This window comes from Maritimibacter sp. HL-12, from assembly GCF_900177545.1.
GTDB lineage: Bacteria > Pseudomonadota > Alphaproteobacteria > Rhodobacterales > Rhodobacteraceae > Sinisalibacter.
Genome location: NZ_FXBQ01000001.1, coordinates 1,521,886 through 1,536,524, shown reverse-complemented (window position 1 = coordinate 1,536,524; position 14,639 = coordinate 1,521,886). Strand labels below are relative to the sequence as shown.

Sequence of the window (14,639 nt, the reverse complement as noted above, 5' to 3'; positions counted from 1 at the left end):
ACGCCCAATAGACGGGGTATGCGAGGCGAAACGCAACGCGGAAAAGCATGATGAGCCTCGGATCGAAGATTGCATGGGACGATACCGTTCTCCCCTTCCAACTTGACCGGAGCGATATTCGTGGCCGGGTGGTGCGGCTCGACGGTGTGCTCGACGAGATCCTGGCACAGCACGATTATCCGCCCGCGATCGAAAACCTGGTGGCCGAGGCCGCGATCCTGACCGCGCTGATCGGCCCGGCGATCAAGCTGCGCTGGAAACTTTCGCTCCAGATCAGGGGCGATGGACCTGCGCGTCTGGTCGCGACCGACTATTACGCCCCCGAAGGCGAAGGCGCGCCGGGCCGCATCCGGGCGTTTGCCAGCTTCGATCCCGAAAGGCTGAACCAGACGAGCGATCCTTTCGAGCAGATCGGGCGGGGATATTTCGCCGTTTTGATGGACCAGGGCAAGGATACCACGCCCTATTCCGGGTTGACGCCGATAGCCGGAACGGCGTTGGCGGATTGCGCGCAGGCCTATTTTGCGCAGTCCGAGCAACTGCCGACCCGATTTGCATTGACCTTCGAGAAAGAGAGTACCGGCTGGCGCGCGGGCGGTGTGATGTTGCAGAAGATGCCCGGACTTCCGCCCCGGCTCACCGAGGAAGGTGGCAGCGGCGAATCCGGATTGCTGGCCCCGCAAGACCTGTTTGCCGACAAGGACGAACTTGAAGACTGGTCGCGGGTCAACAACCTGCTGCTGACCATTCACGAGGACGAATTGATCGGCCCGGCTATCCAGCCAACCGAGATGCTCGCGCGCCTGTTCCACGAAGAAGGCCCCCGCGTGTTCGACCCGCAACCGGTGAAGTTCGGCTGCACCTGTTCGCGGGAAAGGGTGCAGGAGAGCCTGTCGATCTACTCACGCAAGGATATCGCTTCCATGACGACAGAACGTGGCGTGGTCACTGCCGATTGCCAGTTCTGTGGCGCGCATTACGAATTCGACCCTGACACGCTTGGTTTCGAGGCCGGGGAGGGCAAGTTTGACGATCGCTGATCCGATCACCCGGCTGCGCGCCGCCGTGGGCGAAGGGGCTCCTTCGTCGGATTTCGATCTGAATCCGGAACTTCGTCCTGCGGCTCGCCAATTGCGGCCCGCCGGCGTTCTCGTCGCGTTTTCCGAAACACCGAATGGGTGGGCGTTGCACCTCACCAAGCGGTCGTCCGGGCTCAAGCACCATCCCGGTCAGATCGCCTTTCCGGGCGGCAAGGTCGATCCGTCCGACAGCAATGTGATTGCCGCTGCGCTGCGGGAGGCGGAGGAGGAAATCGCGCTGCCGCGTCTTGCGGTCGATGTGCTGGGCACCCTGACGCCGCATGAAACCGTGACGGGTTTTCGTGTCACCCCGGTGCTCGGGCTGGTGCGGCAGCCATTCACGCCGATCCCCGAAGCGGGCGAGGTGGACGAGGCTTTCACGGTGCCTTTCGAACACATCGCCAATCGCGCAAACTACCTCGTCGAATCGCGGTATTTCCGGGGGGTTCAACGCCGGTTTCAGGTGGTGCCCTATGGTCCCTATTACATCTGGGGAGCCACCGCGCGGATGTTGTATGGCCTTGCGGAAAGACTTGGGCCATGACCCTCCGGATCACAGGTGACTGGCTTTCGGGGCCGGCACCACAAGCGGTTTGCGCCATGCTGACCGATGGCGGGCACCAAGCCTGGTTCGTCGGCGGATGTGTGCGCAACGCGCTCCTCGGGGCGGCGATCACCGATATCGACATCACGACCGACGCCACGCCCGAACGGGTCACCGAACTGGCGCGCGCGCGCGGGTTTCACCCGGTCCCAACCGGGTTCGATCACGGCACCGTCACCGTTGTTGTCGAAAGCCATCCCTTTGAGGTCACGACCTTCCGGCGAGATATTGAAACCGACGGGCGACGCGCGGTGGTTGCCTATGCCACAACCATAGAGGAAGACGCGCACCGACGCGACTTCACCATGAATGCGCTTTATGCCGCGCCCGATGGTGCCCTGGCCGACCCGATCGGCGGTTTGCCCGACCTTGAGGCGCGGCGGGTGCGGTTCATTGATGACGCCCACGCCCGTATTCGCGAAGACTACCTGCGCATTCTTCGGTTCTTCCGGTTTCATGCCTGGTATGGCGACCCCGGGCATGGTCTCGATGCCGAGGCTCTTGCCGCGATTTCCGCCAACTCGGGTGGACTGGAAACCCTTTCCCGCGAACGGGTAGGCATAGAGTTGAAAAAGCTCCTCTCCGCCCCGGACCCGGCGCCCGCCGTTGCCGCGATGGCGCAGGCCGGGGTTCTTGCCCGGGTCTTGCCGGGTGCAGATGCGACCGCGCTGGCAGTTCTCGTGCACCACGAAGCGGCACTGGGCGTGAAGCCTGACCCGATCCGCCGGCTCGCCTGTCTTGGTGGCGAGGCTCACATGGATCGGCTGAGGCTTTCAAAGGCGGATGACCGCCGCCTCGGACGCCTTCTGGAGCATCGGGGCACATTCGCGTCACCCGAGGAACTGGCTTATCGTCTGGGCAGTGACGAGGCGCGAAACGTGGTGCTGGTCACCGCCGCGATGCTGGAGAAACCGCTTCCGACCAATCTGGAGGCCGACCTTGCGAAAGGTGCCGGCGCGGTCTTCCCGATCCGGCCTCACGACCTGATGCCCAGTTACGAGGGCCCCGCGCTCGGCGCCCGTCTGCAAGGCCTCGAAGATGCCTGGATCGCCTCCGGTTTTTCGCTTACGCGCGACGATCTTCTCGGGCGGGCATGATGGAAGTGACCATCGAACGGCTTGGCCTGCACGGCGACGGAATCGCACCCGGTCCGGTCTATGCGCCCCGCTGCCTGCCCGGTGAAACAGTCGAAGGCGAGGTGGTCGGCACCCGGCTGGACGCGCCCCGCATTGTGAAGCCCTCGACTGAACGGGTGCGTGCACCCTGCCCGCATTACAAGTCCTGCGGCGGCTGCGCACTGCAACATGCTTCGGATGATTTCGTTTCGCGCTGGAAGCAGGAGATTGTTCGCGCGGCCCTGGCGGCGCGGGGAATCACGGCCAATCCAGACGGAATAGAGACTTCTCCACCTCGATCGCGACGGCGTGCGGTTCTGTCTGCCCGCCGCACCAAAGCCGGCCCGTTCATCGGATTTCATGCTCCCAGATCCGACGCGATCACCCGGGTGCCCGGATGCGAATTGCTTCACCCGGACCTGATGAAAGCGATCCCGGCACTGGAGGCGCTCGTGGAAACCGGGGCTTCGCGCAAGGGCGCGTTGCGTCTGAGCGTCACGCTTTCGCAGGCTGGGCCGGATGTGTCGATCTCGGGCGGCAAGCCGCTCGACAGGATCCTTGCCAGCGATCTGGCGCGGATTGCGGACGAGGCAGGCCTTGCGCGCCTGACATGGGATGATGAAACCGTGGCGCTTGTCGCCGCGCCGGTCCAGGCTTTCGGCAATGCCATGGTGACGCCGCCGCCCGGCGCGTTCCTCCAAGCCACAGCCGAGGGAGAAGCCGCACTCTTGCGCGAGGCGCGCCGCGCGGTGGGGCCAGCCGCCCGGGTGCTCGATCTGTTCGCAGGCTGCGGCACCTTCGCGTTGCCGCTCGCCGAGGGGTCGGAGGTTCATGCCGTGGAAGGCGATGCGGCGATGCTTGCTTGCCTCGATGCCGGGTGGCGCGGTGCCGCCGGGCTCAAGCGGGTGACGACCGAGACGCGCGATCTGTTTCGCCGTCCGTTGGTTGCGGAGGAGCTGAACAGGTTTGACGCCATCGTGATTGATCCGCCCCGCGCCGGGGCTGAAGCCCAGATGACCGAAATCGCTGCATCGAACGTTTCGCGGGTCGCGTCGGTTTCGTGCAATCCGGTGACTTTCGCCCGCGATTCGCGCCTGCTTCTCGATGCCGGATACCGACTGGAACGACTGGTGGTGGTCGATCAATTCCGCTGGTCGACGCACGTCGAGATCGCTGCGGGATTCTCGCGGGACTGATCCCGCTTCCCGGAACCGCGGATTTCCTGTAATGCCGCTGTAACCAATCCGCACGAGGCTACACCGATGCGCGCATTTCTGATGGTGGCGATGATACTTGGCCTTTTCGGCCTTGCCTCGTGCTCGAAGTTCAAAACCTACGATGGCCCCGAGGTTACGCAGATCCTCGTTTTCAAGGATGCGCGGGTGATGCACCTGATACATCACGACAGGGTGCTCGTCAGCTATCCGATCGATCTTGGCTTTGCCCCGAACGGGCACAAGGAACGCAAGGGAGACGGCAAGACGCCGGAGGGCAGCTACATCATCGACCGCAAGAACCCCAACAGTGAGTTCCATCTTTCGCTCGGGATTTCCTATCCTGATGTCAACGACAGCCTGTCGGCGAAGGAAGCGGGCAATGACCCGGGGGGCGATATCTTCATTCACGGCGGGCCAACGGATCGTCGTTTGCGTGAACAACCGGACTGGACGGCGGGTTGCATTGCCGTCACCGACCGGCAGATCGAGACGATCTACGCGATGGTGACTGTTGGAACCCGGATTACAATCTACCCGTGAGGCCGGAGATCACGACCCCATCAGCAGCGTCCACCAGACCTTGGCGTTGGCATCCTGATACCAGGCGAATCCGATGTTCGTCGCGCGGCGATCGAGGATGATGTCGCGGGTGTCTTTCTGCTCCATCCAGGCGGCAAGGGTTTCGAGCTCGGTCTCGTAGGTTTCCGAGATCGTCTCGCCGAGCATCTGGCCGGGATAACCGGTGCGTGCCACCCGGTCGATCGGAGATGAGCCATCCGAACCGAAGTGCCAGGGCCGGTTCTGGAGGCTCATGTCCCGCGAATGGGTCGCGGCGGCGGCGGTAAGCTGCGGATTGAGCTGAACCTGGGGCACGCCGGCCGCCGCACGCAATTCATTGACCGAATCAACCATCCGGTAGGTGACCCGGTTCTGTTCCGCGGAGGAAATCTGGCGGGCAACCGGCATCGGCTTGCCATCGGGTCCCATCCGGACGGGTGCCGGGCTCTCACAGGCTGCAAGGGCGAAAGCGAGGCTGAGCATCAGCGGAATAGCGCGTATCATATTGTCCACCAGAAATCTGTTACCAGTCGGTATAGTGCCTGTTGCGGAAAAAATCGCAACCAGCGGGAACCGGAGGAAACCGGCGTCCTGACGCCGGTTTGATTTGCGGCAGCAACCGGTCAGGCCTATATATCGCGCCGGGGTTCCAAGCAATCGAGGATTGGACGAATGAGTTTTTCGCGCGAGAAGTTGATCAACCGACGGTCCTTCCTGATGTCGTCGGCTGCCGCTGCGGGCGGAATTGTGGGTGCGCCCGTTCTGGCCCAGGATACCGATTCCGGTTCCACGGAAATTGAGCGCGATCTCTCCGAAGTTGTGCGCCGAAACATTTCCAGCTTCCGCTCGCTTGACTGGCGGCCTTATTTCTCGAACCTTCGCAAGGGCGCGATCCTGGTCGATACCACGTCGCGCGCCCTGCACTACTGGTCGGAAGACCAGTCAATCTACAAGCTCTACCCGACGTCGGTGCCGTTGTCGGAGGAACTTACGCGGCTTGGACGTACCAGCGTGGTGCGCAAGGTCGAGGGGCCGGATTGGCGCCCGACCCCCTCTATGCTCCAGCGCAATCCCGAGTGGCCGCCCTACATACCGCCGGGCCCGGACAACCCTCTTGGCACCCATGCGCTCTATTTGAGCTGGACATATTATCGCATCCACGGCACGCACGACACGCGCAAGATCGGCAGACGTTCCTCGAATGGGTGCATCGGTCTCTACAACGAGCATATTAAAGAACTTTTCGGGTTCGCGCAGGTTGGCACTCAGGTGTTGCTAATCTGACACCACGACCATGTTTTGGACGAATCCAGTTGCAAAAATTCCGTGGTTCGGTTTTCTAGGCTCACGAGGTACAGAACTACCCTTGTTCCGGCGTTCGCGTCGGTAGGACAATTGGAGATTGAGATGAAAAAAGTCATGCTTGCCGCGGCAGTTGCCGCTCTCGCCGTTACCGCTGCCCACGCTGGTAGCCTTGCCGACCCGGTCGTTGAGCCCGTCGTTGTCGTGGAAGAAGCTGCGTCTTCGTCGGCTGCCGGCATCATCGTGCCGCTGCTGTTCCTGGCCGCCGTTGGCGCCGCGATCTGGCTCCTCTGAGCTAGAAGCAAAGTTTTCGGGCCGCAAGGCTCGGGAGGAAACCCCGCCTTTGGCGGGGTTTTCTTTTTGCCGATCCGGTTTCCGATCCGGGCCGAGCAAAGAAAAACGCCCGGGCCTGTGACCCGGGCGTTTTCCATCACCGCAAAATGCGATCAGATGACTTCGTTGATCCAGCTGTCGAGCGCGGCCTTCGGCGCGGCACCCACCTTGTGCGACACGACTTGACCATCCTTGAACATGAACAGCGTCGGGATGCCGCGCACGCCCATCATCGCGGGCGACGAGGGGTTTTCATCGACGTTGACCTTGGCGATCTTGATCTTGCCTTCGTACTGGGTGGCCAGCTCTTCGAGAGCGGGGCCGATCATCTTGCATGGGCCACACCATTCGGCCCAGAAATCGACGACGACGGGAATATCGCTCTTGAGAACTTCCTGTTCGAACGTGTCGTCGGTCACAGCGTAGGTGGTCATCAGGGGACTCCTTGAAAAAACGGGTTGAGCCGAACCTATGAACGGGGTCACGATCCGTCAAGTCGGCCAAATGCGCGCAGCGCGAGACCATCGGGCAAGTGCATGAGACTTGCGGTGCGTGTCCAGAGCAGCGCGGTGCTGATCTTGCGGTCCGGGAAGATGTTTTCGAGTGCCGTTTCGTACGCGCCCATCTGGCGCAACAGACCTTCCGGAACCTGCTCTGGCCGGTCTGGAACGATGCGATTTGTCTTGAAATCAACGGCAATGACCTGTTCTGGATCAATGATGAGCCGATCGACAACGCCGTGCACTCTGCCCGCGCTACCCGACGGCAATGGCGCTGAGAGCTCGACTTCCGCCAAGGTGCCTGCTTCGAAAAGCCGAGCGAGGTCTGGCGCGTCGAAAATCCGCGATACTTCTTCCAGGAGGCCGGCAATCTCCTCGGGGGATGCGGCGTCGTCGCCGAAGGCAAGCAGATCGCGGGCCACATCCGCCCAGCGCGCCCTGTCATATGTGGGAAGAAACTCGAGAAGCCGGTGAACCTGCCGACCGTGGCGCAACGCGGCGTCCTGCAAATCTTCATCCGCCGCCCCCTCGCCGATCGCCTTGGCACCACCAAGCTCTGACGGTCGCAGAGGTGAGGGTTTCTCGGCCGGGGGTGCCGCGTGAAGGCCAATCCAGGCGGGCATGTCGACGTGGGGCGTGGCCCCCGTCGCCTTGCCGGTTCGCGGTTGGTCTGTCCAATCCCCGGTTTCGTGGCGCAACCCGGGGCCAAGTGCAAAACCGTGATGCACCGCGCCTGCGGCCTTCAACCCGGCTTCGGCGATCCGATACCAGCTATCTGTTGTGCCTGCAGCGCCAACGTCTCCGCCTCCGGCAATCACCAACCAGCTTTCCGCTCGGGTCATCGCCACATACATGAGGCGCATGCTTTCTTCAAATTCGCGCCGCTTGTTCTCTTCGGTGGCGGCAAGGATTGCCTGCGGCGCTTCATTCTCGCCGAGACGCCAACACATGCCGTGCGATGTTTCGATCAACCGGCTGCGGTTTGGAGAGCGCCGTCTGGCTGTTTCCGGCAAAAACACGATCGGGGCTTCGAGACCCTTTGCACCGTGTACGGTCATTACCCGGATCTGGTCACCCGCGCTGTCGAGTTGCCGCTTGATCTCGACTTCATCGCTGGCAAGCCATGTCAGAAAGCCGGTGAGGCTCGGCACCTCGATGCGCTCATAGGCAAGCGCCTGCGTGAGCAGGGCGTCGATCCCATCTTCTGCTTCCGCGCCAAGACGCGCCACCAGCCGCCGACGGCCGCCGTGCCGGGTCAGGATACGGTCGATCAGGTCATAGGGCCGAAGGTAGTCGGCCTGATCGCGGAGATCGTTGAGGATAGCAAGGGCATCGGGATGTTTCTCGCGGCCGGCTCGAAGCTGGTTCCACAAGAACGCCTTTCCGCGTCCATGTGCCAGACGAAACAGGGCATCCTCGGACCAGCCAAAAAGCGGTGATCGAAGCGCGGAGGCGAGCGAGAGATCGTCTTCGGGCGTTGCAAGAAACGCGAGAACGGCGGTCAGATCCTTCACGGCGAGTTCTCCGCCGATGCGCAGACGATCCGCGCCCGCGATCGCAAGATCACGCGCCTTGCAGGCGCGGATGACCTGGTGAAACAACTCGGATCTCCGCTGAACGAGCACCATGATATCACCGGCTCGAATGGCGCGCATGCCGCCATTTTTGTCAGGAATAGAGCCGAATTCAAGCATCTCCGCAATCGCGTCGGCAACGGTGTTGGCGAGAACGACGGCAGGATCATGCGGAGCGGGGATATCGACTGGATCGCTCCAGGGAGGTTGGGTTGTATCTTTCTGCACCTCCACGACAGGCCAAAGATCCACCCGGCCGGGACGTGCCAGATCAAGTGTGCGATGCTTGAATTCCCGCCCCAGTCCCGGCGCTGTCTCCAGCGTGTGGTCGACCATGCTCAGAATGGCCCAGGACGACCGGAACGAATACTCGAGCTCCATGTCGCGGACACGGCCACCCACCTGCTGGAATGCGTCATCGAACTGTGTCTGCATACGGGTGAAGCCGCCCGGGTCGGCACCCTGGAACGAGTAGATCGATTGCTTCAGGTCGCCGACCACAAAGAGAGTGCGGGCCCTTTCCGATCTTGCGCTCTCCCCGGTGGTGAATTCCCGCGCCAGACTCTCGATCACGCGCCACTGCGTGGGTGACGTATCCTGAGCCTCATCAACAAGGATGTGGTCGATCCCGCCGTCAAGACGGTAGAGCACCCAGGCGGCAAGGCCGGGATGGTTCAACAGGTTGGCCGTGCGCGAGATCAGATCGTCGAAATCGAGCCAGCCGTGGGCCTGTTTGCTTTCCTCGTAACGCTTGATGAACGTGTGGGCAAACGCGTGCAGAACCATGGTTTTCTGTGCAGCGGACAGACCCAGCCGCAAGCGTCTCGCGTCTTCGACGCGGCGCATGAAATCATCCACCCGAGGCATGAGATGCGCCGCCGCCTTAAGGGTGCTCTTGGTTGGAAAAGACCCTATCTTTGCCGAAAACGGCTCAGCAGCCTTGGCTTTTGTCAGGAACACGTCTTCAAGAACAGGCAGGTCACGCACCGACAGCGCCGCGGTGTTCAATGCCCTGAGCTTCTGGGCGTTACCCGTATCGGTGACTGTTCCGGCATCGAGGAAGGGGAAGAGGTCTTCAACAAGCTGGCCATCGCCAGGCGCAAACGCCTGCGCTTCAATACCTGCCTCGTCGAGGTCTGGAGCAAGCTCGAACCAGCGCCAGATCTCCGCTGCGGACGTCCTGACCGTAAACGCGTCGCGGTGGTGGATGATCTCTTTTGCAAGCCGGGTAAAATCGGAATCCGTCACATGCGCGGCGAGCGCTTCGATCTGGCTCTTGTCCGGTCCCGATGCCATCTCGTCGAGCGCTTCGGCCTGAAGTTGGCGGGCGGTGCGCTCGTCCATCTCGGTGAACTGCGGCGAGACGCCGGCTTCGAGCGGAAATCGACGCAGGATCGAAGCGCAGAACGAATGGATCGTTTGAATCTTGAGGCCACCCGGCGTTTCGATTGCCCCGGCGAACAGGCGCCGTGCCTTGGCAAGATCATCAATCTCGCCCACGCCGAGTTCGGCAAGTTCCTTGCGCAGATCGCCGTCCGGCTTCATGGCCCACGCACCCAACCGTTTGAAAAGGCGGTTCTGCATCTCGCTGGCGGCGGCCTTGGTGTAGGTGAGGCAAAGGATATTCTGCGGCGATACGTCGGAAAGCAGAAGCCTTGCGACCCGATCGGTCAGCACCCTGGTTTTGCCCGATCCGGCGTTCGCAACAAGCCAGGTGTTTTCCAATGGGTCCGCCGCGTCGATCTGGCGCAGGGTTGCATCGTCCGGTTTCATAAGCCGACCTTTGCATGTTCGGGCGTGTCGGTGTGATCCCATTCTCCGAAGCGTGAGAGGTGATCGTAGTCGCCTGCGAAGGTCTGGGTTTCGACGACCCGGCGCGCGGTGTAGCCCTTTGTTCGTTGGCGGTAGGCCGATATCAGCTCCGAGAGTTCATCGCCGACCTGTTCGATCGTCGCCTGGTCCATGTCGAAGGCCTTGAAGGTTGCCTGCGCTCCGAGCCCGATATAGGCGACCTCGGCCACGCGCGCCTTCGCAAGCCCATCGAAGGCTCCGGCTTCTGCCATCACGGCTTCCAGAACCAGTTGCTTGTCATAGGTCTCAAGCTGCTTTTTGGTTGGAATAGACCCTGTTTTATAGTCGTAGATATGGAGCGCGCCGGTGTCGTCACGGTCGATCCGGTCGGCAGTTCCGGTCAACGTGAAATCAAGCGCCTCGAAGGGAAGCGCACCGCGGATCTCGGTTTTGACCGGGGTTGCGCGGGCTTGTCGCTCGGCTTCACCGGAAAGGAACGCATCCGCAATGCGCCCGAACTTCGCCAGCCACAGCGCCCGGGCCGCGGGCCATGGGGCCTCGGCCTCGAGCACTTCGCGGGCGATCTCCATCAGCCTTGCGTGCCCGGTTTCCGGCCCTTCGCCATGGGGGGTTTCCTCGATGAACCGCTGCATCACCTTGTGCAGGATCGTTCCCCGCAATGGTGCGTCGGCGGATTGGTGGAGGGGGCCGAGCGGTCGCAGGCCGAGGATCTTTTCAGCATAGATGGCGTAGGGATCTCGTACCAGCCGGGTAATGCGGGTTACCGAGAGGCGCTTTGGCCGCGCAGTAATCGGCGGCGACGGTGAGGGGCGCGGCGCGGGGGCAACGGGATCACCCTCATCAAGCGCATCCGCGAGCTTCAGCCAGGAATTCCCCCTCGCGCGCATCTCGTCGAGCGCCGTTGTGGCTTCAGGCGACATCCCGGCCATCAGGTTCGTGAGGCGATTGACCCAGCGGGAAGGGACGGTAGGGCTGTCGGCGTCACGCACAGACCGCGTGAGGACAACAGTCTTGGCTGCTATGGCCTGCTGAAAATCGTGCGCCGACAGGCCTATACGGCGTTCCGGGAGGAGAAGCCCGGTTTCAAACCGCATCTTTCTGTTCATCCAGGGATCGGGGCTTGGCTTTTCTGGCCAGACGCCTTCATTCAACCCGGCAAGTATCACCAGTTCCACGCCCTGCACCCGCGCTTCGAGCGTGCCCCAGATCCGAACGCCGGAATGCGGCTGAACCGGGTCGCGCACTTCTCCCCGGTTCAGAACCGCCGCGAACAGGCCGCGAAAATCGGCGGCGTTCATCTCTCCGCCGTGAGGCGCTTCGCGGACAAGCTCATCGATGATGCGCCGTGCTTCGCGACCTGCGGGCTTTTCCCAGAGCTGCCCCGCGCCGTCGGCGTCAGGGCCTGCAGCGATCAGGCTGGCAACTCTCAAGGTGTGGTCCACGTGGCTGGAAAGTTCCTGTGTGCCGGATCGGGCGAGCGCATCGAGAACAGAGCTCACCCAGGCGGCCCAGTTCCTGCGATCGTCGCGCGACCCGGCCCATGCGGTGATTGAGTCGGACGTGGGGTAAGGCATGTCTTCGCGCAGCGCTTCGAGTTCGAGGTCGCGGGTATGGCGCAGGTGATCGCCGCGCTGGTTGCTGCCGGTGTTGGTGAGCGGGTGTTTGAGCAACGCCAGAAACGCCGGCCCGCTGATCTTTTTACCGGCGAGGTCGGCAACCTGACGCAAGAGCCGGCCCGGTGCCGTGAGGGGTAGCGGCCGGCCGGCTGAGTCGTCGGGCTCGATCCGCCACCGGTCCAGTGCGGCGGTGACCTGACGTGTGATCGTCCGATCCGGCGTGATCAGGGCGGCCTCGATCCCCCGCTCCGCCGCATCGCGAAGGATGAGGGCAATCGCGCTCGCTTCGAGCCGCAGAGACGGTGCCTCTATAAGCGATATGGCGTCTGTAGCAGTCTCTATTCCAGAGAAACCAGGCGCTTCGGCCTGCCATTGATCGGTGACCGGAGCGGGCCGCAGGGCAAGAGAGACAAGGCGGTTCCGGGCCGGAACCGGAGGTGTTGCGTCGCTCCAGGGCATGACCTCGCGGGGGCGCAGGTCCAAGGCTTCCATCAACCGGGAAAACCGGAATTGGGGGTGGTCTTCCGAGGCCATCGCATCCTTGAGCGTATCCCATACCGGTTCCGGCATGTCGAAATCGAACCCGGGCAGAATCACGGCACCCTGAGGCAGACCGGCCGCCGCGCGCATCAGCATTTGCGTGGCCCCGCGCGATCCTGTCGAACCGGCGACGATGATCGGATCAGCAGGAGGACTGGCCTCCCAGATCCGGTTGAGGCGCTCGATCACACGCCTTTGCCGCGCCTCCAGATCGGGGGGTTCTTTGCTGGATTCACCGAAAAACCGCGCGACAACGTTGATGAAAGTAAGGCTGCGTTGCCAGTGCCCGGACAGATCCGTGACATCCAGCGCCCGGATCACCTCGGGTGTGACTCCTTCGCCCTGCATCTCGTCCATCAGGGCGGCAAGGCTGTCGGCGAGATCGTAGATCGCCGCGCGCGGGGCAAGATCGGGTTGCGAGTCGAGCAATCGAGATATCAGCTCGGCCAATTCAAGCCGTCGCCGAAGCGGCGAGACGGCAGGCGGCAAGTCGGCGAAAGCAACGTCTTGCCCGAGGTCGGTCACCAACCGGATACGGGGAAGCAGGACGCCGGGGCCTTCATCGAAAAGCTCGACAAACCTGCGCTGCATTCTTCGCGTGTTTACGAAAACGGAGACCCGGGCGAGGGCTTCGGGCGGTTGCCCGCAGAACCGCGCGCGCAATCCCGCGACCACCGCACGGGGAAAGTCGACGCCGGGCGGGAGCGCGAACAGACGCGGCTTCGTGCTCGGCTCAAACATCGGTTGCTCCGGCCAGCATGGCTTGCGCCAAGGCAATGCCGCGGGGATCGCCGACGTCGCACCATCCACCGCTGTGCACGGCACCAAACAACCTGCCCTCGTCCATCATCCTGTCCCAAAGCCGGTTGAGCGAAAAAACCTCGTCGGTGATGGCAGCCAACCCCTCGGTCTTGATGATCTGTGCGCCAGAATAGACCAACCCCGGCCCGCGCGCCAAACGGCCCGCGTCGTCGAGAATGAAATCGCCCTGCCCGCTGTGGCCGAGCGCGGATTCTTGCGAGACGAGAAGGAGCAGCGCGTCCATCTCGTCCGGCTTCCATTGCGACCGGAGTTGTTCCAACGGATTTGCGCCGGTCCAGACCGCATCCGAGTTCAGCGTGAAGACCGGCCCATCACCGAGAAAAGGCAGGGCATGACGCAGGCCGCCGCCGGTTTCCAGCAGGTTTTCGCGCTCATCCGAAAGAACCACGCCACGAGGTTCCAGATGGGCGGCAAGCTGCTCCGCAAGGTAGTGAAGATTGGCCACAATCGTCTCTATTCCGGCGGATTCTGCCAAATCGAGCGCATGATCCACCAAAGGCCGCCCGGCCACCTCAACAAGCGGTTTCGGTCGCGAAACCGTCAAGGCACCCATCCTCGTGCCAAGGCCTGCGGAAAAGATCATCAAGGCTTCGGGATCGTGCCGCATTTTGCTCTCAGTGCGTCCAGGATTTCGGGAGACGGTTCGGGCAGATCATCGCAGACAATGCCGCGAAGGCGTTCAAGCGCCGGATGCGCGAGATCATTCATCAGGATCGACCAGGTCCGGGGAATGAGATCGACATATTGCGCTTTGCCGAAGTGCATCGAGAGCCGGGCGAATACCCCCAGGATTCGAAGGCTCCGTTGGGCCGACATGATCGCGGCAGCGAGGCCAAACCCGTCCGGGTTCTGCCCGGTCGCCGAACAATACCGTGCGATCATCCGGGCTTCGGTATCGCGCGACACATTGCGCCGGGCATCGCGAGCGAGCGAAACGAAATCATAGGCCGGGTGACCGATCCCGGCGTCCTGAAAGTCGATCAGCCCGACCCGCGCAGGCCCCTCGCGGTCTGCAAGCCAGAACAGGTTCTGGGCGTGAAAATCGCGCAAGACCAGAACCGGTTTCCACGGGTGCAGTTGGGCAAGAAGTGACGCGAGTTCGGCCTGCATGGACAACATGCCGGTATCGTCGGTGCGGCCCGTCGCCCCAAACCCATACCATTGGTAGGCCAACCCGGCGAGCGGAACCATGGTTTGCGGACCATAGTCCGGAGCTGGCGGTGGAGGCGCGGCGTGAAGGGTGAGCAGAACGTCGGTCGCGGCCAGGTAAAGCTCGGCCTCGAGTTCCGGGGTATCTTCCAGGAGCTGTGCAAATAGCGTATCCCCGAGGTCTTCCAGCAAGGCGAAACCCTGCTCCTGGTCTGCCGAAAAGACCTTTGGGGGCGAAAGCCCGAGACTCCGCAAATGCTGGGCAATGGCAACGAAAGGCCGGATATCCTCGCCCTTGTCGGGCGATGCGTCCATCAACACGGCTTTTCTGCCCCCGGGGCCCCCGGAAAGACGTTCGTAACGTCGGTTTGACGCATCCCCCGCGAGCGCCATGCGGTTGGCTTGTTGCCAGCCATTG

Annotated in this window: 13 protein-coding genes; 7 read left to right on the top strand and 6 right to left on the bottom strand. The window is 62.6% G+C overall.

The window, feature by feature from the left end:
• Nucleotides 1-50: 50 nt before the first annotated feature.
• The 5 genes from B9Y97_RS07610 (at nt 51) to B9Y97_RS07590 (ending at nt 4,555) form a co-directional block, all read left to right on the top strand.
• A complete protein-coding gene (locus B9Y97_RS07610; RefSeq protein WP_085528159.1) occupies nt 51-1,040 on the top strand; it encodes an Hsp33 family molecular chaperone HslO in 990 nt (329 codons plus the stop codon).
• On the top strand, nt 1,033-1,623 hold the full coding sequence (locus tag B9Y97_RS07605) for a CoA pyrophosphatase (RefSeq protein ID WP_085528158.1): 591 nt from the start codon (nt 1,033-1,035) through the stop codon (nt 1,621-1,623). The genes B9Y97_RS07610 and B9Y97_RS07605 overlap by 8 nt, the downstream gene beginning before the upstream one ends.
• On the top strand, nt 1,620-2,780 hold the full coding sequence (locus tag B9Y97_RS07600) for a CCA tRNA nucleotidyltransferase (protein WP_085526179.1): 1,161 nt from the start codon (nt 1,620-1,622) through the stop codon (nt 2,778-2,780). The genes B9Y97_RS07605 and B9Y97_RS07600 overlap by 4 nt, the downstream gene beginning before the upstream one ends.
• A complete protein-coding gene (locus B9Y97_RS07595; RefSeq protein ID WP_085526178.1) occupies nt 2,780-3,994 on the top strand; it encodes a class I SAM-dependent RNA methyltransferase in 1,215 nt (404 codons plus the stop codon). Before B9Y97_RS07600 ends, B9Y97_RS07595 begins: the two co-directional genes overlap by 1 nt.
• A gap of 66 nt (nt 3,995-4,060) precedes the next feature.
• Complete coding sequence (locus tag B9Y97_RS07590) at nt 4,061-4,555, top strand: L,D-transpeptidase family protein (protein WP_085526177.1); 495 nt, start codon at nt 4,061-4,063, stop codon at nt 4,553-4,555.
• 9 nt (nt 4,556-4,564) lie between these two features.
• Here the strand turns inward: B9Y97_RS07590 and B9Y97_RS07585 are convergent, their stop codons facing one another.
• Entirely contained in the window at nt 4,565-5,077 is a 513-nt protein-coding gene (locus B9Y97_RS07585) for a divisome-associated lipoprotein DalA (RefSeq protein ID WP_085528157.1), read from the bottom strand.
• Between the two features lie 168 nt (nt 5,078-5,245).
• On the opposite strand from B9Y97_RS07585, the gene B9Y97_RS07580 reads away from it, so the two are divergent.
• On the top strand, nt 5,246-5,857 hold the full coding sequence (locus B9Y97_RS07580; RefSeq protein ID WP_085526176.1) for a L,D-transpeptidase: 612 nt from the start codon (nt 5,246-5,248) through the stop codon (nt 5,855-5,857).
• A gap of 123 nt (nt 5,858-5,980) precedes the next feature.
• Nucleotides 5,981-6,169 (top strand): hypothetical protein, encoded by a 189-nt coding sequence (locus B9Y97_RS07575; RefSeq protein WP_085528156.1) that lies wholly within the window; start codon nt 5,981-5,983, stop codon nt 6,167-6,169.
• Between the two features lie 152 nt (nt 6,170-6,321).
• Here the strand turns inward: B9Y97_RS07575 and trxA are convergent, their stop codons facing one another.
• From trxA to B9Y97_RS07550, 5 genes are read right to left on the bottom strand one after another with little or no spacing between them, the layout of a single operon-like run.
• Nucleotides 6,322-6,642 carry a thioredoxin gene (trxA, locus tag B9Y97_RS07570; protein WP_085526175.1) on the bottom strand — a complete coding sequence of 107 codons (321 nt, stop codon included), beginning with the start codon at nt 6,640-6,642 and terminating at the stop codon, nt 6,322-6,324.
• A 47-nt stretch (nt 6,643-6,689) separates the two neighbouring features.
• Nucleotides 6,690-10,055 carry a double-strand break repair helicase AddA gene (gene addA, locus B9Y97_RS07565; RefSeq protein WP_085526174.1) on the bottom strand — a complete coding sequence of 1,122 codons (3,366 nt, stop codon included), beginning with the start codon at nt 10,053-10,055 and terminating at the stop codon, nt 6,690-6,692.
• Nucleotides 10,052-12,991, bottom strand: coding sequence for a double-strand break repair protein AddB (gene addB / locus B9Y97_RS07560; protein ID WP_085526173.1), 2,940 nt, complete (start codon nt 12,989-12,991; stop codon nt 10,052-10,054). The genes addA and addB overlap by 4 nt, the downstream gene beginning before the upstream one ends.
• Entirely contained in the window at nt 12,984-13,655 is a 672-nt protein-coding gene (locus tag B9Y97_RS07555; RefSeq protein ID WP_369596656.1) for a nucleotidyltransferase family protein, read from the bottom strand. Before B9Y97_RS07555 ends, addB begins: the two co-directional genes overlap by 8 nt.
• Complete coding sequence (locus B9Y97_RS07550; RefSeq protein WP_254900969.1) at nt 13,655-14,614, bottom strand: aminoglycoside phosphotransferase family protein; 960 nt, start codon at nt 14,612-14,614, stop codon at nt 13,655-13,657. Before B9Y97_RS07550 ends, B9Y97_RS07555 begins: the two co-directional genes overlap by 1 nt.
• Nucleotides 14,615-14,639 lie beyond the last annotated feature (25 nt).